Here is a 17,923-nt window from a genome sequence, read left to right as displayed (position 1 = left end):
ACCTAGGGGCAACTGGATCGGTTTCATGCTGGCTGGGCAGTTCCGAAGAACCACAAGGGGCCTTTTGTGAAAAGTCTGCAAAGTTTATACCCGTGGCGCCAGTCGCACAATCGGCGCGGACCACAAGTAAAATCAAAGGCTTGCATCGACGATGGGTATTCGATGCAAGCCCTTGGCCAGTACCCTAGAGATCCGGGTCGATTTCACCGCCGTAAACATCCGACTCTTTATAGAGGTCGTGCATGTGTCGCAGCAGCACCATGATCACGGCCGCCACCGGCAACGCCAGCAGTACCCCGGTAAATCCGAACAGCTCGCCACCGGCAAGAATGGCGAAAATCACCGCCACCGGGTGCAGGCCGATTCGATCGCCCACCAACAGGGGCGTCAGCACCATCCCCTCCAGGGCCTGGCCGACCATGAACACCGCGGCGATAGCGAGCAACGGATAAGGATCGCCACCGAACTGGAACAACCCCGCTACCATCGCTGCACCGATACCAACGATGAAGCCCATGTACGGCACGATGGCCGCGAGGCCCGCCAGCAGGCCGATCAACAGGCCAAGCTCGAGGCCAACCAGCATAAGGCCGGAGGCATAGATCACCCCCAGGGCCAGCATGACCAGCAACTGGCCGCGCACGAAGGCGCCCAGCACCTCATGGCATTCGCCGGCCAACGCCACGGCCCGTTCTTCGCGCTGGCGAGGCAGCAGGCCGCGGATCTTGGCCATCATCAGGTCCCAGTCGCGCAATAGATAGAAGCTCACCACCGGTATCAGCACCAGGTTGGCCAACCAGGCCAGCAAGGCCAACCCCGACGCCGTGGCCTGGGACAGGATGATGCCGACAATGTCGGTGGTCTGGCCCATGTGCGCGCTGATGGCGGCCTTTATCTTGTCGAACTTCCAGAATCCGTCGGCCAATCCCAGGCGCGCCTGCACGAACGGCAAGGCCTCATGCTGCAGCCAGTCGAGCATCTGCGGTGCCAGCTCGTACAGGCGGATCAGCTGTTTGGCCAGCATCGGCACCAGCACCAGCAACAACAGGGTCAGCAAAAGGGTAAACAGGGTGAACACCACCACCACGCCCCAGGTGCGGGACAATCCCGCCCGCTCCAGGCGATCGACCAGCGGGTCGGCCAGATAAGCCAGCAGTATGCCGACCAGGAAGGGTGAAAGGATCGGGTGCAGCCAGTACAGCAGCGCTGCGCAGAGCAACGCTACGCCAAGCCACACCCAGCGACGCATATCAGTCATGAACGGCTCCAGGCCAGGTTTCACCGATTACCAACGAAAACGCAGCCCGTTGAACGGTTTGGGGGCTGCCGCCTGGGTTGCCCCGGGATTGGCCGGGTCGGCAGCTGGCGCAGGGGCCGGCGCCTCGGCGGGCAGCTCCTGCAGTTTGGCCAGTCCCAACTGGGCGCGCAGCTGGTCGCTGTTACCCGTGACCTTGTAGGTCATGGTATCGCCCTCGACCAGCTTGATCCGCGCCCCATAGGGCTCCAGCACCCGACCCAGCTCGGCGTAGCGCTGAAGGTTCATGCCCTGGACCTGTACCTGCATGTCGCTGCTGGCACCGGGACGGGTGACGAAGCGTGGCGCCAGGCGACTGCTCACCGCCAGCATGACCGCATCGGCCAGGCTTGCCTGGTCGGCCGCTTCGACCTTGCCCTGCTCGCGCTGCTCACCGAGCCACAAGCGCCAGGTGCCCTGCCAATTGCCGTCGGCTTCGCTGGCATGCACCGCCAGCAAGGCGTCGGCGCCGTAGCGCTCGGAAGCGTCGCGCAGTGGCGCAGGGTCTGCACCCTCGAGATTCTTGGCGTTCGCCACCAGTTGCTCGTTCAGGTCAGCCAGCGGCAGGCGCAGCGGCAGGCCACGGTGCTGGGCAGCGCGGCGCAGGGGGGCGGCGCTGTTCTGGCCATCGCCCACCAGGCTTGAGCCTTCGGTGCTGTCGTTCAGCCACCAGGTCAGGATCGCCGGCCGGTTGTTGCCCCACAGCGCCAGGCCCGCCTGGCGCAAGGTGCGCTCGGTGCTGCCCGGATCGAAGTCCACCAGCACGGTTTCCGGCGGGCCGGCCTCGAAGCCGAACTGGCTGATGATCTGCTGCGGGTCCTTGCGCAGCCCTGCCAGGGCTGGGCTCTGGGCCGCCTTGGGGTCGCCGGTCAGGCGCAGCACGAGGGTTTCGAGGGCTTTTCCGGTGGCCTCGGTGCGGGCTTCGGCCCCCTGGCCATTGACCGGTTCACGAACCTGATAGAGGCCCGAGACGGTTTCGGCCTGGGCCGACAATCCAAACAAGGCAAGACAGCCGACGGCCAGGTAATTACGCAAATGCATGGAGGATTCCTGTCCTGATAATAAAGAAGCGACGCTCACGGGCATGTGCGGGTATGACAGCAGCACCCTGCAAAACATTCGGCCAGGGCCGCAATTTCGCCTCATGGCCTTTGCTATACCTTATACAGCCTATGCCCCGGCAACCAGTCGCGGGCTGTCAAAGCGTCTTTTTTAGCTGATCTGTGCCCCTGCCGTCGGCCTGAGGATGGCCGCTACCGGGCAACCCTGATAAAATCGCGCGCCTTCGCAGACCGGCGACGGTCAGGCAGCTGGATTACCCCCCGCTTTGCCTGGCAGGTCACGGTCGATTCCCCCGAATCCCTCCCCCTAAAGGCCTGGATCATGAGCAAGCAACCCTCCCTGAGCTACAAGGACGCCGGTGTAGACATCGACGCCGGTGAAGCATTGGTCGAACGCATCAAAGGCGTTGCCAAGCGCACGGCGCGCCCGGAAGTCATGGGCGGCCTGGGCGGTTTTGGCGCCCTCTGCGAAATCCCGGCCGGCTACAAACAGCCGGTTCTGGTCTCCGGTACCGACGGTGTCGGCACCAAGCTGCGCCTGGCGCTGAACCTGAACAAGCACGACAGCATCGGCCAGGACCTGGTCGCCATGTGCGTCAACGACCTGGTGGTCTGCGGTGCCGAGCCGCTGTTTTTCCTCGACTACTACGCCACCGGCAAGCTGAACGTTGACGTCGCTGCCACCGTGGTCACCGGCATCGGCGCGGGCTGCGAACTGGCAGGCTGCTCCCTGGTAGGCGGTGAAACCGCCGAGATGCCTGGCATGTACGAAGGCGAAGACTACGACCTGGCCGGCTTCTGCGTCGGCGTCGTGGAAAAGGCCGAAATCATCGACGGCTCCAAGGTTGCCACCGGTGACGCGCTGATCGCCCTGCCGTCCTCCGGCCCGCACTCCAACGGTTACTCGCTGATCCGCAAGATCATCGAGGTTTCCGGTGCCGACATCGAAAACATCCAGCTCGACGGCAAGCCGCTGACCGAACTGCTGATGGCCCCGACCCGCATCTACGTCAAGCCGCTGCTGCAGCTGATCAAGGAAACCGGCGCGGTCAAGGCCATGGCCCACATCACCGGTGGCGGCCTGCTCGACAACATCCCGCGCGTCCTGCCAAAAGGCGCCCAGGCTGTTGTTGACGTCGCCAGCTGGGAACGTCCGGTCGTGTTCGACTGGCTGCAACAGCAAGGCAACGTGGACGAGCACGAGATGCACCGCGTGCTGAACTGCGGTGTGGGCATGGTCATCTGCGTGGCCCAGGACCAGGTCGAGAACGCCCTGAACGTCCTGCGCAGCGCTGGCGAGCAACCTTGGGTCATCGGCCAGATCGGCGTTGCCGCCGAAGGCGCAGCCCAGGTCGAACTGAAGAACGTCAAGGCGCACTGATGCCGAGCAAGCCTTGTGATGTCGTGGTGCTGCTGTCCGGCACCGGCAGCAACCTGCAAGCCTTGATCGACAGCGTCCGCACCGGCGACAGCCCGGTGCGGATCCGCGCGGTCATCTCCAACCGTGCCGACGCCTATGGCCTGCAGCGTGCGCAGCAGGCCGGTATCGACACCGCCGTGCTCGACCACAAGGCCTTCGAGGGCCGCGAGGCCTTCGATGCGGCGCTGGTGGAACTGATCGACGGCTACCAGCCACAGCTGGTGGTGCTGGCCGGTTTCATGCGTATTCTCAGTGCCGGCTTTGTCCGTCACTACCAGGGTCGCCTGCTGAACATCCACCCGTCCCTGCTGCCCAAGTACAAGGGCCTGCACACCCATCAACGCGCCCTCGAGGCCGGTGACAAGGAGCACGGCTGCAGCGTGCACTTCGTGACCGAGGAACTCGATGGCGGGCCGCTGGTCGTACAGGCAGTAATACCGGTAGAGTTGGACGACACGCCAGAAACCCTGGCGCAAAGGGTTCACAGCCAGGAACATCAGATTTACCCGCTGGCAGTGCGCTGGTTCGCCGAAGGCCGTTTGCGCCTGGGTGAACACGGTGCTCTACTGGATGACCAGCCCCTGGCGGCCAGCGGCCACTTGATTCGACCCTAGGAGATAATATGCGTCGTGCCCTGCTCTTAGCTCTTGCCGTGCTCGCACTGCCGCTGCAGGCAGCTGATCTGAAGCCTTTCTCGGCCAGCTACACCGCCGACTGGAAACAGCTGCCCATGAGCGGCACCGCCGAGCGCAGCCTGGAAAAGAACGCCAACGGTACCTGGAGCCTCAACTTCAAGGCATCGATGATGATCGCCAGCCTGACCGAGCAAAGTACCTTGCGCCTGGACAAGGACACCTTGCTGCCACAGTCCTACCACTTCGAACGTGGCGGCCTGGGCAAGGCCAAGAAGGTCGACCTGGACTTTGACTGGACCAGCAAGAAGATCACCGGCTCCGACCGTGGCGACGCGATCAACCTGCCACTCAACCGTGGCGTGCTGGACAAGTCCACCTACCAACTGGCCCTGCAGCATGACATCGCTGCCGGCAAGAAGAGCGTGAGCTACCAGGTGGTCGATGGCGACGAGATCGATACCTATGACTTCCGCGTCCTGGGCACCGAAAAAGTCACCACCAAGACCGGCCAGGTCGATGCCATCAAGGTCGAGCGCGTACGCGACCCGAGCCAGAGCAAGCGCATTACCGAGCTGTGGTTCGCCAAGGACTGGGACTACCTGCTGGTGCAACTGCGCCAGGTCGAAACCGACGGCAAGGAGTACGTCATTGTGCTGCAGGACGGTACGGTCGACGGCAAGTCGGTCAAGGGCAACTGAGCTACCCGCAGCATCCCGAACCCCGCCCAGTGCGGGGTTTTTTGTGCCTGTTTGCAGGAGCGGGCCAGCCCCGCGATAGCGATCCAGCAGCCACATCGCATCGCGGGGCAGGCCCGCTCCCACGCAGGTGCATGAAAGATGTTTCATGGGGCAAGCATTTACTTAGCCAGCTATCAAACCCTATAAAAGAGACCTGCGACACGGTGCCGCAGTTAACTGAAAGTGGAGTTTGCAGATGACTGTCAAAGTAACTGAGCGCGACGAATCCAAAATGACTTACGAAAGCCTTGCAGCAGGCCTGCGCATCTGGGATGTGCACCAGCAGAACCAACTGGTCGGCATGTTCCACAATGAACATGAAGCCCACAACTACCGTATCGAACTGGAATTCCTCGAAGCCAGACAGCAACAGGAATAACCCCTCCAGAAAACACAAACCCCGCCGAGGCGGGGTTTGTCGTTGTTACCACATCAGATCGTCAGGGATCACATAGGCCGCGTACGGATCATCGGCATCCGGCGCTTCCACCTGGGTGTTGAGCAGGACGATGCGCTTGGGGTCGCGCTCCTGGATCTTCAGCGCCGCTTCGCGGGGAATCACTTCATAGCCGCCAGCGTGGGCAACGATGGCCAGCGAACCGCTGCTCAGCTTGCTGCGCATCAGGGCGTTGACCGACAGGCGCTTGACCTTCTTGTCGTCGACGAAGTTGTAGTAGTCCTCGGTAGTCAGCTTGGGCAGGCGCGATACCTCGATCAACTGCTTGACCTGGGCGGCACGGGCCTTCTGCTCGGCCTTCTCCTGCTGCTGGCGATTCAGTTCCTGGTCGCGCTTGGCCTTTTCGGCCATGGCTTCGCGGGCCAGGCGCTGCTGGGTGTCGTCGACTTCGACCTGGCCCTTGTGCTCCAGACGCTTTTGTTTCTTCTGTTCTTTACTGACCTGCTTGACCTGCTTCTGGTTGACCAGACCGGCTTTGAGCAATTGGTCGCGAAGGGAAAGGCTCATCGTTCACTCACTTATGTGCTTCAGCTCAGCCGCAGCTGGGCAGGTTCTTTTCTTGACGTTTGGCTTCGCCCCAGAGCGCATCCATGTCTTCGAGGGTGCAATCTTCAATCGGACGGCCCATGTCGCGCAATGCCTGTTCGATGAAACGAAAGCGTCGTTCAAATTTCTGGTTGGCGCCACGCAAGGCATTTTCCGGATCGACCTTCAGGTGCCGGGCCAGATTGACGGTGGCGAACAACAGATCGCCCAGCTCGTCGGCCAGCGCCACACTGTCGTTATCGGCCATGGCCTGGAGCACTTCATCGAGCTCCTCACGCACCTTGTCGAGCACCGGCAGCGCATCGGGCCAGTCGAAACCGACCTGGGCTGCACGTTTTTGCAACTTGGCGGAGCGGGACAGGGCCGGCAAGGCAGCGGGTACGTCATCGAGCAACGAAAGCTGCTCGGGAATGCCCTTCTCTGCCCGTTCCTGGGCCTTGATCTCTTCCCAGCGCTGCTTGACCTGGGCCTCGTCAAGCTTCGGGGTATCCAGCGGCGCATACAGCTCGCCGGTGGGGAAGACGTGCGGATGACGGCGTATCAGCTTGCGGGTGATGCTGTCGATCACGCCGGCGAACTCGAAGCGGCCTTCCTCCCGTGCCAGTTGGCTGTAGTAGACCACCTGGAACAATAGGTCGCCCAACTCGCCCTGCAAGTGCTCGAAGTCGCTGCGCTCGATGGCATCGGCCACCTCGTAGGCTTCTTCGAGAGTGTAGGGAATGATGGTCGCGTAGGTCTGCTTGAGGTCCCACGGACAGCCGTACTGCGGGTCACGCAGGCGGGCCATGAGGTGGAGCAGGTCGTCTAGGGTGTACATCGTTGCTCTCTGCTGTGGTCGCTTCGCGGGGCAAGCCCTCTCCCACAGTTTATTGTGGAAGCGGGCTTGCCCCGCGATAAACGACTTTATGGCGTACGGTTACGCCGCGTCTCGATGATGTTCGGCAACTGCGAGATCCGCCCCAGCAAACGCCCAAGGGCATCCAGGCCGGGAATCTCGATGGTCAACGACATCAGCGCGGTGTTGTCTTCCTTGTTAGAGCGGGTGTTGACCGCCAGAACGTTGATCCGCTCGTTGAGCAGAACCTGGGAGACGTCACGCAGCAAGCCCGGACGGTCGTAGGCGCGGATGATGATATCCACCGGATAGGTCTGCACCGGCACCGGGCCCCAGCTGACCTGGATGATCCGTTCCGGCTCGCGCCCTGCCAGTTGCAGGACCGAGGCGCAATCCTGGCGGTGGATGGTCACGCCGCGGCCGACCGTGATGTAGCCGACAATCGCATCGCCCGGCAGCGGCTGGCAGCAGCCGGCCATTTGCGTCAGCAGGTTGCCGACCCCCTGGATCTGGATATCGCCGCGCTTGCCCGGCTTGTAGCCGGTGGCCTTGCGCGGTACCAGCTCGACGTGGTCGCTGCGCTCAGGCTCCACCAGTTGCTGGGCCGCATTGACCAGGTGCGCCAGGCGCAGGTCGCCCGCCCCGAGGGAGGCGAACATGTCTTCGGCGGTGCGCAGGTTGGCTTTGTCGGCGAGCCGGTCGAAATCCACCTGCGGCAGGCCCAGGCGATTGAGCTCACGCTCGAGCAGGGTCTTGCCGGCGGCGACGTTCTGGTCGCGCGCCTGCAATTTGAACCAGTGGACGATCTTGGCCCGCGCCCTCGACGTGGTGACATAGCCCAGGTTCGAGTTCAGCCAGTCACGGCTGGGATTGCCGTGCTTGCTGGTGATGATCTCGACCTGCTCACCGGTCTGCAGGCTGTAGTTGAGCGGCACGATGCGCCCGTTGATCTTCGCGCCACGGCAGTTGTGACCGATTTCGGTGTGCACCCGGTAGGCGAAGTCCAGCGGCGTGGCGCCCTTGGGCAGGTCGATGGCGTGACCGTCCGGGGTGAAGACATACACCCGGTCCGGCTCGATATCGACCCGCAGCTGTTCGGCCAGGCCACCGATGTCGCCCAGCTCCTCGTGCCACTCCAGCACCTGGCGCAACCAGGAGATTTTCTCTTCGTAGTGGTTGGAGCTTGGCTTGACGTCGGTGCCCTTGTAGCGCCAGTGCGCGCACACGCCAAGTTCGGCCTCCTCGTGCATGGCGTGGGTGCGGATCTGCACCTCGAGCACCTTGCCCTCCGGGCCGATCACCGCAGTGTGCAAGGAGCGGTAGCCGTTCTCCTTGGGGTTGGCGATGTAGTCGTCGAATTCCTTGGGGATATGCCGCCACAGGGTATGCACGATCCCGAGCGCGGTGTAGCAGTCGCGCATTTCCGGAACCAGAACGCGCACGGCGCGCACGTCGTAGATCTGGCTGAACTCCAGGCCCTTGCGCTGCATTTTGCGCCAGATCGAATAGATGTGCTTGGCCCGGCCACTGATGTCGGCATTGACCCCGGTAGCCAGCAGCTCGTTCTGCAACTGGTTCATCACGTCGCTGATAAAGCGCTCGCGGTCCAGCCGCCGTTCGTGCAGCAGCTTGGCGATCTGCTTGTACTGGTCGGGTTCCAGGTAACGGAAGGAAAGGTCTTCCAGCTCCCACTTGATATGGCCGATACCCAGGCGGTGCGCCAGCGGCGCATAGATATCGAAGACCTCTCGGGCGACGCGATGACGTTTTTCGTCATCAGCGTCCTTGACCGCACGAATGGCGCAGGTTCGCTCGGCCAGCTTGATCAATGCCACACGGACATCGTCGACCATCGCCACGAGCATTTTGCGCAGGTTCTCCACCTGCGCCTGGGAGCCGAGCACCAACGATTGGCGCGGGCTGAGACTGGCGCTGATCGCGGCCATGCGCAGCACGCCGTCGATAAGCTTGGAGACTACCGGCCCAAAGCGCTGGCCGACTTCGGCCAGGGTCACCTTGCCTTCGCGTACCGCGCGGTAGATCACCGCAGCGACCAGCGAATCCTGGTCGAGCTTGAGGTCGGCAAGAATTTCGGCAATTTCCAGGCCGGCCTGGAAGCTTGAAGTACCGTCGGCCCAGGAATGCTTGGCCGGATTGCCCTTTTTCTCGACTTCCTGGGCAAACTCGCACGCCCCCTTGAGGGCCTCGCGGTCCAGCGCCAGGTCGACGCTCACCACATGATCCAGCCATGCTTCGAGATTGATACTGCCGTCGGTGTTGACCGGCTGGTGCACTCTCACCTGTACCATCTTTGTTTACCTTTCCCTACAGCGCATACGCAATGCGCTTGATATCACTGGTGCTGCCCCTGCCGGACCCAAGGTGCAGCGCCGAACGCGCCAGCCTTGCTAGCCCGCTTCGAAAAACGCCATGGCTTCGACATGCGCCGTCTGAGGAAACATGTCGAGAATCCCGGCACATTTTAACCGGTACCCCTGCCTGACCAGCTCAAGCGTGTCACGGGCCAGGGTCGCCGGGTTGCACGATACATACACCAGACGTTTCGCCCCCAGGTCTGCGATTTTTCGCACAACCTCGTAAGCACCGTCTCGGGGTGGGTCCAAGAGTACCGCAGAAAAGCCTCCAGCGGCCCAGCCAGAGGCAGACAATGGCTGCGATAAATCGGCCTGAAAAAACCGGGTGTTATGCAAATTGTTGTGGCGGGCATTTGCCTCTGCCCGCTCGACCATCGCCTGCACACCTTCGACCGCCACAACTTCACGCGCCTGCCGGGCCAGCGGCAGGGCAAAGTTGCCCAGGCCGCAGAACAGGTCGAGTACGCGCTCATCGGCCTGCGGTGCCAGCCAGGCCAGCGCTTGCTCGATCATTGCCGTGTTGACCTGCGCATTGACCTGGACAAAGTCGCCCGGTCGGTACGCAAGCTCCAGCGCCCAGGGTGCCAAGGTGAAGCCCAGGGTCTGACCCGCGTCGACCGGTGAAGGTTCACCTTCACCTTGCAGCCACAGCTGCGCATCGGCCTCGGTGCAAAAGGCCTGCAGCCGCGCCAGGTCGCCCTCGCCGAACGGACCGGTATGCCGCAGCAACAAGGCGACTGCCGTACCGCTGAACAACTCGACATGGCCCACCACCTGCGGCTTGCTCAAGCTCTGCAAGAGCATCGGCAGGTGACGCAGGATCGACTGCAAGGGTTGTACCAGTACCGGGCAATCATCAATGGCGACGATGTCCTGGCTGGCCTCGGCGCGAAAACCGACCTCGAGTTTCTTTGCCTTGGTATCCCAGCGTACGGCCACTCGGGCGCGACGCCGATAGCCAAACTCGGGACCGCTGAGCGGGGCCGCCCACTGCTCGGGCACTACGCCGGCAACCCGCTGCAGTTGTTCTGCCAGCAGGCGCTGCTTGAGGGCCAGTTGATCGGCGTGGGGCAGGTGCTGCAGGTTGCAGCCACCGCAACGGTCAAAATGCTTGCAGGGTGCTTCGCGGCGATCCGGGCTTGCCGTGAAGACGCGCTCCAGGCGCGCTTCGACGACCTTGCCATGGGCATTGAGCACCCGCGCCTCGACCTCTTCCGCGGCCAGCGCACCACTGACGAACCACGTACGCCCTTCGAGGAAGGCAATGCCACGGCCGTCACCGGCCAGACGCTCGATACGCAGGCGCTGCTTCTTGCCGGTGGGCACCTGGGGGGTGCGGCTGCCGCCGGCCGGCTGGAAGCGCAAGCCGCTGTTACGTTTACTTTTGGACATCAGTTCGCCGCGTCAAAAATGCCGGTCGACAGGTAACGGTCGCCACGGTCGCAGATGATCGCCACGATGACGGCGTTTTCCAGTTCGCGGGACAGGCGCAACATCGCCGCCACTGCACCACCGGAGGACACGCCACAGAAAATGCCCTCTTCGCGGGCCAGGCGGCGCGTGGTTTCTTCGGCTTCGCTCTGGGCCATGTCGACCACCCGATCAACGCGATCGGCCTGGTAGATCCTGGGCAGGTACTCTTCCGGCCAGCGACGGATACCCGGAATCGCCGAGCCTTCCATTGGCTGCAAGCCAACGATCTGCACGGCCGGGTTCTGCTCCTTGAGGTAGCGCGAGCAGCCCATGATGGTACCGGTGGTGCCCATGGAACTGACGAAATGGGTAATGGTGCCCTGGGTCTGGCGCCAGATCTCCGGGCCCGTGCTCACATAGTGGGCCTCAGGGTTGTCGCCATTGCCGAACTGGTCGAGCACCAGGCCACGGCCTTCGGCCTGCAGCCGATCGGCCAGGTCGCGGGCGCCTTCCATGCCCTCGTCCTTGCTGACCAGGATCAACTCGGCGCCATAGGCCGTCATCGCGGCCTTGCGTTCGGCACTGGAGTTGTCGGGCATGATCAGGATCATCTTGTAACCCTTGATCGCCGCCGCCATGGCCAAGGCGATCCCGGTGTTGCCCGAGGTTGCCTCGATCAGGGTGTCGCCCGGCTTGATCTGCCCGCGCTGCTCGGCGTGGGTGATCATCGACAGCGCCGGCCGGTCCTTGACCGAACCTGCCGGGTTGTTGCCTTCAAGCTTGAGCAGGAGGGTGTTGCTGGTCTGGCCGGCAATGCGCTGCAGACGGACCAGAGGCGTGTTGCCGACGCAATCGGCGATGGTTGGGTACTGCAAGGTCATGGCTTAGTTCGCAATCCAGACTGCGGGGGCGCCTATCATACCGGCAAACCGGTTTTGCCCATATCACGCAATGTGTTGGTGTTATAGCTCCCAGCTATAAGCTGCAGGCGCGGCGGTGCGACGGTTCGACTTGCCCTGCCAGCGAAAGCGCGGTGGGGCGCTGGTCTCGGGGCAAGCCCGCACCTACTGGCAAAAGGATATTCAAGCGCAATCCCTGCCCGGTGTTCTGCGCCCAGAGCCGTCCGCCCTGGCGAACGATGGCGTTACGGGCGATGCTCAGGCCGAGGCCAAAGCCACCGTTCCCGGGGCGCGAACCATCCAGCCGGGTGAAAGGCGCAAAGATTCGCTCCAGATCCGCCTCGGCCACCCCGCCGCCGTGGTCTTCAAGCCAGAGCAGCCAGTGATCGCCCTGAAGACGACCGTCCAGGCGGATCACGCCGTTGGCCGGTGAATGGCGAATGGCGTTGCGCAAAATATTCTCGAAGGCCTGGGCCAGGCTGTTGAGATTGCCCTCTACCCAGCAGGATGCATCCAGGGCGCAATGCAATTGCTTGGCAGGCCAGGTACTTTCGAAGCAGGCGTCTTCGGCAAGCATTTCCCACAAGGCCTGGACCTGGATCGGCTCCTTGCTCGGCGGCGTCCGCTCGGTATCGAGCCAGGCAAGCTGCAGGGCATCCTCGACCAGGCGCTGCATGCAGTCGACTTCACGGCCCAGGCGCTCACGCAACTGCTCGGCATCGCCCTGCCCCTCGCAGGCCACGCGCAGGCGACTCAACGGGGTGCGCAGCTCATGGGAGAGGTCGCGCAACAGTTGTTGCTGAAGGGCCACGGTGCCCTGCAGGCGCTCGGCCATGTCATCGAAGGCCCGGCCCAGTTCGCCCAGTTCGTCCTGGCGGCTGGTCGTGCTGCTGGCCACCCGTGCCGAGAGTTGGTCGGCACGCCAGGCATTGGCCTGCTCGCGCAACTGGATCAGCGGCATGATCAGCATGCGGTACAGGCCCACGCAAAACAGCAGGGTGAACAGCCCGGGAATGATGCCGTTGGTCATTACCTGCCAGAGCAAGCGGTACTGGCCCGGCAGCAAACGCTGCGGCAATTCGATGACCAGAAGCCCCTGCTCCGGATGCTGCACAAAAGGCAGGCGCATCCACGGCAGGCCGGTTACCCGTCGACTCACAGGCCAATCGATACCGCGCAGGAAAGTCATCTTGCGACTTTGATCAGGCGTCAACGGCGTGCTGCTCAACGACTGCAGATCAGGGCCGACCACCGCCATCCAGGTCGATTCCTTGGCGGCCATGGCCGCCAGCCAATCATCGACCCCTTGGCGCCCACCCCGCGCCCAGGCCTGCTCGGCTTCGCCGGCATAGCCTGTGAGGATGGCCCTGGCTTCATCGGACAAATAGGCGTTCTGGGTCTCCATGTGCCGGCCCCAGGTCCAGCTCAGGCCGATCATCAGCAAGCAGAAGCAGACCAGCAGAATTGCCAGCTTCCAGAACAATGAATGACGGTTGGGCACCTCAGCTGACCTCGCTGGCGCTGAGCACATAGCCTTTGCCCCAGACGGTGCGGACTTCCCGCTCCTGGTAGCCGATGGCCTTGAGCTTGCGGCGGATCTGGCTCACATGCATGTCCAGGCTGCGGTCGTGCCGGGAATAACCGCGCTGCAAGACCTGCTGATAAAGGAAGGCCTTGCTCAGCACCTCTTCATCACTGCGGTGCAGGATGTCGAGCAGGCGGTACTCGCTCAGCGTCAGCCCGGCCCATTGCTCCCCCCAGCACACATCGCTGGCCTGCTCGTCGAATTGCAGCTCTCCGGTGGCGGGCGTGGCCGGTTGCAGGCGGAGACGCTCCAGCGCCACCCGGCGCAGAATGGCTTCGATCCGCACCTTGAGCTCGGCCATGCTGAACGGTTTGGGCAAGTAGTCGTCGGCGCCGCGCTGGAACCCGGTGATGCGGTCAGCCTCGGCTCCCAGGGCAGACATCAGTATTACCGGAATCGAGGTGCTTTCGCGCAATTTCGCCAGTACATCAAGGCCGTTCAACCCGGGCAGCAGGATGTCCATCAGGACCACATCGAAACGTGAGCCGCGCGCCATGTCCAACCCTTCGCGACCGTTCTTGCACCAGGTGACGGTGAAGCCGCCACGCTGCAGTTCTTCGTGCAAATGGGCCCCCAGGACGGGATCGTCCTCGATGGCAAGAATGTTGGAAGCGTTAATGGCTACGGGATTCATTGGCGGGTGCTAGCGATTCTCAATCACGCGATTATTGGGTAATTGCTTCCGCCAGGCAACCTGTAACTGTTGATGTACAAAGCCCTGTGACACCAACTACGTCAAAAGTAGATACAAATGAGTGCATTGCTGTGAAAGGCGCGGTACTTTTCCGACTTGGTCTGTCAGCTACGTCTGGCGGGGCTTACAGCAACTGCCGGGCACAGGAGAGTCGCGTGCTGAATCGTTTGGGAATCCGAAGCCGCGTGCTGCTGCTTGCCTTGTTACCCGCCAGCCTGATGGCGTTGGTCCTGGGTAGCTATTTCACCTGGCTGCAGCAAAGCGAGCTGCAAACCCAACTGCTGCAACGCGGCAAGATGATTGCCGAACACCTGGCGCCGCTGGTAGCCCCGGCACTGGCTCGCCACGACGCTGCCCAGCTGGAACACATTGCCGCCCAGACCCTGGAGCAGACTGACGTGCGTGCCGTGGCGTTTCTTGGCCCGGATCGCAACAACTTCGCCCACGCGGGCCCCTCCATGCTCAACCAGGCCCCGGCCGGAGGCGGCACACAGTTGCTGCAGCGCAGCGGCAATGACGCGACCCGCTACCTGTTGCCAGTATTCGGCTACCACCGCGACCTTGCCGGCGAACATGCTCCCGGCGAAGCCGACAAGTTGCTGGGCTGGGTGGAAATCGAGCTGTCCCACGATGGCACCCTGCTGCGCGGCTACCGCAGCCTGTTCACCACCCTGCTGCTGATTTTCTTCGGGCTGTTGGCGACCACGCTTCTGGCCATGCGCATGTGCCGCACGATCAATGACCCGATCAGCCAGATCAAGCATGCCGTGACCCAACTCAAGGACGGCAACCTGGAAGAACGCCTGCCGCCGATGGGCAGCTACGAGCTCGACGAGCTGGCCGCAGGCATCAACCGCATGGCCGAAACCCTGCACAACGCCCATGAAGAGCTGCAGCACAGCATCGACCAAGCCACCGAAGACGTGCGCCAGAACCTGGAGACCATCGAGATCCAGAACATCGAGCTGGACATGGCGCGCAAGGAGGCCCTGGAGGCCAGCCGGATCAAGTCCGAGTTCCTCGCCAACATGAGCCACGAGATCCGTACACCGCTCAATGGCATCCTAGGCTTTACCCACCTGTTGCAAAAGAGCGACCTGACCCCGCGCCAACTCGACTACCTGGGCACCATCGAAAAGTCCGCCGGCAGCCTGCTGGGGATCATCAACGAGATCCTCGACTTCTCCAAGATCGAAGCCGGCAAGCTGGTGCTCGACAGTATTCCGTTCAACCTGCGCGACCTGATCCAGGACACCTTGACCATCCTCGCGCCAGCCGCCCACGCCAAGCAACTGGAGCTGGTCAGCCTGGTGTACCGCGATACGCCGCTGTCACTGGTCGGCGACCCGCTGCGCCTGAAGCAGATCCTGACCAACCTGATCAGTAATGCCATCAAGTTCACCCGCGAAGGCACCATCGTTGCCCGGGCCATGCTCGAAGAAGAACATGACGACAACGTTCAGTTGCGCATCAGCGTCCAGGACACCGGTATCGGCCTTTCCAGCCAGGATGTACGGGCGCTGTTCCAGGCTTTCAGCCAGGCTGACAACTCGTTGTCTCGCCAGCCCGGGGGGACCGGCCTGGGGCTGGTGATTTCCAAGCGCCTGATCGAGCAGATGGGCGGGGAAATCGGCGTCGACAGCACGCCGGGGGAAGGTTCGCAGTTCTGGATCAGCCTGCGCCTGCCCAAGGCCCGCGACGACGCCGAGGACATGCCGCTGCAACCGCTGCTCGAACGCCGGGTGGCGATTGTCGATGCGCACGAACTGGCCCGCCAGGCACTGGTGCATCAACTGGAAGATTGCGGCCTGAACGTCAGCACCTTCATATCCATCGACCCGCTGTTGCATGCGGTGGCCAACGCCCGCATGGCCGGACAACCGTTCACCCTGGCGGTACTCGGGGTGAACCTGGACAGTGTGTCGCCGGAGCGCCTCGGCCAGTACATCGCGCAACTTGAGCGCCTGGATTGCCAGGCGCTGGTGCTGTGCCCGACCACTGAACAGGCGCTCTACCATCCTTACCTGCCCAATGCCCACAGTCAGTTGCAGGCCAAGCCCGCCTGCACGCGCAAGCTGCGCCGGGCCCTGGTGGAACTGGTCCAGCCGCGGCGCAGCCACGAGATCAAGGTCAGCAGCAACCAGCCATTGCCCAAAGTGCTGTGCGTGGACGACAACCCGGCCAACCTGCTGCTGGTGCAAACCCTGCTCGAGGACCTGGGTGCCGAGGTGCTGGCGGTCGACAGCGGCTACGCCGCAGTCCAGGCGGTACAGGACGAACGCTTCGACCTGGTGCTGATGGATGTACAGATGCCTGGCATGGATGGTCGCGAATGCACCGAGCAGATCCGCCAGTGGGAAGCCAGCCAGAGCGGTCCTGCGCTGCCTATCGTCGCCCTCACCGCCCACGCGATGGCCAATGAAAAGCGGGCCTTGTTGCACAGCGGCATGGACGACTATCTGACCAAGCCGATCAGCGAGCGCCAACTGGCCCAGGTGGTGCTCAAATGGACAGGACAGACCCTTGGGGCGTTGCAGCATGAGCGCCTGCAGGAGCGTGCGCCCAACAGCAACGAACTGAAGGTCCTCGACCCGGAAGAAGGCCTGCGCCTGGCCGCTGGCAAGCCGGACCTGGCCGCCGACATGCTGGCCATGCTGCTGGCGTCGCTGGAGTCCGACCGCGAAGCGATTCGCGCAGCGCGTGATGCGGCAGACCGTAACGGCATGATCGAGCGTGTGCATCGGCTCAACGGCGCCTCGCGCTACTGCGGCGTGCCACAACTGCGAGCGGCCTGCCAACGCAGCGAAACTCTGCTCAAGCAGGATGACCCCGAAGCGCTGCGCGCCCTGGACGAGCTGGACCGGGCCATCACCCGCCTCACCGCCCAGGCACGCCTGAGCGCTTGACCCCTGGCTGACCTGAGGCAAGGCCCTGGCCTTGCCCGGTGGTTAGACTCTCCGCCAACCGATTCAGGAAGATCCCATGCGCGTATTGTTTTTCAGCAGCCAGTCCTACGATCAGGACAGCTTCAGCCAGGCCCCGGCAGGCGATGGGCTTGAGCTGCATTTTCAACCCACCCGCCTGACCGAAGACACCGCAGCCCTGGCCAACGGCCACGACGTGGTCTGCGCCTTTATCAATGACGATCTCAGCGCCCCGGTGCTCGAACGCCTGGCGGCCGGTGGTACGCGCTTGATCGCCCTGCGCTCGGCGGGGTTCAACCATGTCGACCTGACCGCGGCAAAACGCCTGGGCCTTGCCGTGGTACGGGTGCCGGCCTACTCCCCGCATGCGGTCGCCGAACATGCGGTGGCGCTGATCCTGGCGCTCAATCGACGTCTGCACCGGGCCTACAACCGCACCCGCGAAGGCAACTTCAGCCTGCACGGGCTGACAGGCTTCGACCTGCACGGCAAGACCGTCGGCGTAGTCGGCACCGGCCAGATCGGCGCTGCCTTTGCCCGTATCATGGCCGGATTCGGTTGTCAGTTGCTGGCCTACGACCCCTACCCCAACCCCGAGTTGCTGGCCCTGGGGGCGCGCTACCTGGAATTGCCGGAACTGCTGCGCCAGGCGCAGATCATCAGCCTGCACTGCCCGCTGACCGAACACACCCGCCACCTGATCAACCCGCAGAGCCTGGCCGGCCTGCAACCTGGCGCCATGCTGATCAACACCGGCCGCGGCGCGCTGATCGACACTCCGGCACTGATCGAGGCCTTGAAGGACGGCCAGTTGGGCTACCTGGGCCTGGATGTCTATGAAGAAGAAGCCCAGCTGTTTTTCGAGGACCGCTCCGACCAGCCGCTGCAGGATGACGTGCTCGCGCGTTTGCTGACCTTCCCCAACGTGATCGTCACCGCCCACCAGGCGTTTCTCACCCGCGAGGCGCTGGCAGCGATTGCCGCGACAACGCTGGAGAACATTACCCGCTGGGCGGCAGGCAAAGCGCAAAACTTGGTCGAGGGTTGA

General features: G+C 63.1%; 15 protein-coding genes. 6 read left to right on the top strand and 9 right to left on the bottom strand.

Annotated elements, in window-relative coordinates; all coding sequences use genetic code 11:
* Window positions 1-184 precede the first annotated feature (184 nt).
* Both NPS58_RS10770 and NPS58_RS10765 read right to left on the bottom strand, forming a co-directional pair.
* Window positions 185-1,258: an AI-2E family transporter gene (locus tag NPS58_RS10770; protein ID WP_274115326.1), complete on the bottom strand. Its 1,074-nt coding sequence runs from the start codon at window positions 1,256-1,258 to the stop codon at window positions 185-187.
* Between the two features lie 27 nt (window positions 1,259-1,285).
* Complete coding sequence (locus NPS58_RS10765) at window positions 1,286-2,335, bottom strand: DUF2066 domain-containing protein (RefSeq protein WP_274115325.1); 1,050 nt, start codon at window positions 2,333-2,335, stop codon at window positions 1,286-1,288.
* A 342-nt stretch (window positions 2,336-2,677) separates the two neighbouring features.
* Between NPS58_RS10765 and purM the strand changes: the two genes are divergently transcribed.
* The 4 genes from purM (at window position 2,678) to NPS58_RS10745 (ending at window position 5,526) form a co-directional block, all read left to right on the top strand.
* Entirely contained in the window at window positions 2,678-3,736 is a 1,059-nt protein-coding gene (gene purM / locus NPS58_RS10760; RefSeq protein ID WP_274115324.1) for a phosphoribosylformylglycinamidine cyclo-ligase, read from the top strand.
* On the top strand, window positions 3,736-4,389 hold the full coding sequence (purN, locus tag NPS58_RS10755; RefSeq protein ID WP_274115323.1) for a phosphoribosylglycinamide formyltransferase: 654 nt from the start codon (window positions 3,736-3,738) through the stop codon (window positions 4,387-4,389). The genes purM and purN overlap by 1 nt, the downstream gene beginning before the upstream one ends.
* An 8-nt stretch (window positions 4,390-4,397) precedes the next feature.
* Entirely contained in the window at window positions 4,398-5,108 is a 711-nt protein-coding gene (locus NPS58_RS10750) for a DUF3108 domain-containing protein (RefSeq protein ID WP_274115322.1), read from the top strand.
* Window positions 5,109-5,343: 235 nt separating this feature from the next.
* On the top strand, window positions 5,344-5,526 hold the full coding sequence (locus NPS58_RS10745) for a hypothetical protein (RefSeq protein WP_274115321.1): 183 nt from the start codon (window positions 5,344-5,346) through the stop codon (window positions 5,524-5,526).
* 45 nt (window positions 5,527-5,571) lie between these two features.
* Here NPS58_RS10745 and NPS58_RS10740 read toward each other — a convergent pair whose 3' ends face one another.
* The 7 genes from NPS58_RS10740 to NPS58_RS10710 all read right to left on the bottom strand — a co-directional run bounded on the left by NPS58_RS10740 (window position 5,572) and on the right by NPS58_RS10710 (window position 13,891).
* On the bottom strand, window positions 5,572-6,111 hold the full coding sequence (locus tag NPS58_RS10740; RefSeq protein ID WP_274115320.1) for a DUF2058 domain-containing protein: 540 nt from the start codon (window positions 6,109-6,111) through the stop codon (window positions 5,572-5,574).
* Window positions 6,112-6,136: 25 nt separating this feature from the next.
* Complete coding sequence (gene mazG, locus NPS58_RS10735) at window positions 6,137-6,967, bottom strand: nucleoside triphosphate pyrophosphohydrolase (RefSeq protein WP_274115319.1); 831 nt, start codon at window positions 6,965-6,967, stop codon at window positions 6,137-6,139.
* 86 nt (window positions 6,968-7,053) lie between these two features.
* Complete coding sequence (gene relA, locus NPS58_RS10730) at window positions 7,054-9,294, bottom strand: GTP diphosphokinase (protein WP_274115318.1); 2,241 nt, start codon at window positions 9,292-9,294, stop codon at window positions 7,054-7,056.
* Window positions 9,295-9,393: 99 nt separating this feature from the next.
* On the bottom strand, window positions 9,394-10,752 hold the full coding sequence (rlmD, locus tag NPS58_RS10725; protein ID WP_274115317.1) for a 23S rRNA (uracil(1939)-C(5))-methyltransferase RlmD: 1,359 nt from the start codon (window positions 10,750-10,752) through the stop codon (window positions 9,394-9,396).
* On the bottom strand, window positions 10,752-11,654 hold the full coding sequence (cysM, locus tag NPS58_RS10720) for a cysteine synthase CysM (protein WP_274115316.1): 903 nt from the start codon (window positions 11,652-11,654) through the stop codon (window positions 10,752-10,754). Before cysM ends, rlmD begins: the two co-directional genes overlap by 1 nt.
* 94 nt (window positions 11,655-11,748) lie before the next feature.
* Window positions 11,749-13,203 (bottom strand): sensor histidine kinase, encoded by a 1,455-nt coding sequence (locus NPS58_RS10715; RefSeq protein ID WP_274115315.1) that lies wholly within the window; start codon window positions 13,201-13,203, stop codon window positions 11,749-11,751.
* Entirely contained in the window at window positions 13,175-13,891 is a 717-nt protein-coding gene (locus NPS58_RS10710) for a response regulator transcription factor (RefSeq protein WP_274115314.1), read from the bottom strand. The genes NPS58_RS10715 and NPS58_RS10710 overlap by 29 nt, the downstream gene beginning before the upstream one ends.
* A 215-nt stretch (window positions 13,892-14,106) precedes the next feature.
* Between NPS58_RS10710 and NPS58_RS10705 the strand changes: the two genes are divergently transcribed.
* Both NPS58_RS10705 and NPS58_RS10700 read left to right on the top strand, forming a co-directional pair.
* Complete coding sequence (locus tag NPS58_RS10705; RefSeq protein WP_274115313.1) at window positions 14,107-16,857, top strand: response regulator; 2,751 nt, start codon at window positions 14,107-14,109, stop codon at window positions 16,855-16,857.
* 76 nt (window positions 16,858-16,933) lie between these two features.
* Window positions 16,934-17,923, top strand: a complete 990-nt coding sequence (locus NPS58_RS10700) for a 2-hydroxyacid dehydrogenase (protein WP_274115312.1) — start codon at window positions 16,934-16,936, stop codon at window positions 17,921-17,923.

Source organism: Pseudomonas putida (genome assembly GCF_028682455.1).
Classification (GTDB): Bacteria; Pseudomonadota; Gammaproteobacteria; order Pseudomonadales; family Pseudomonadaceae; genus Aquipseudomonas; species Aquipseudomonas putida_AA.
Note: the sequence above shows the minus strand (reverse complement) of the source record. Positions and strands in the feature narration are given on the sequence as shown.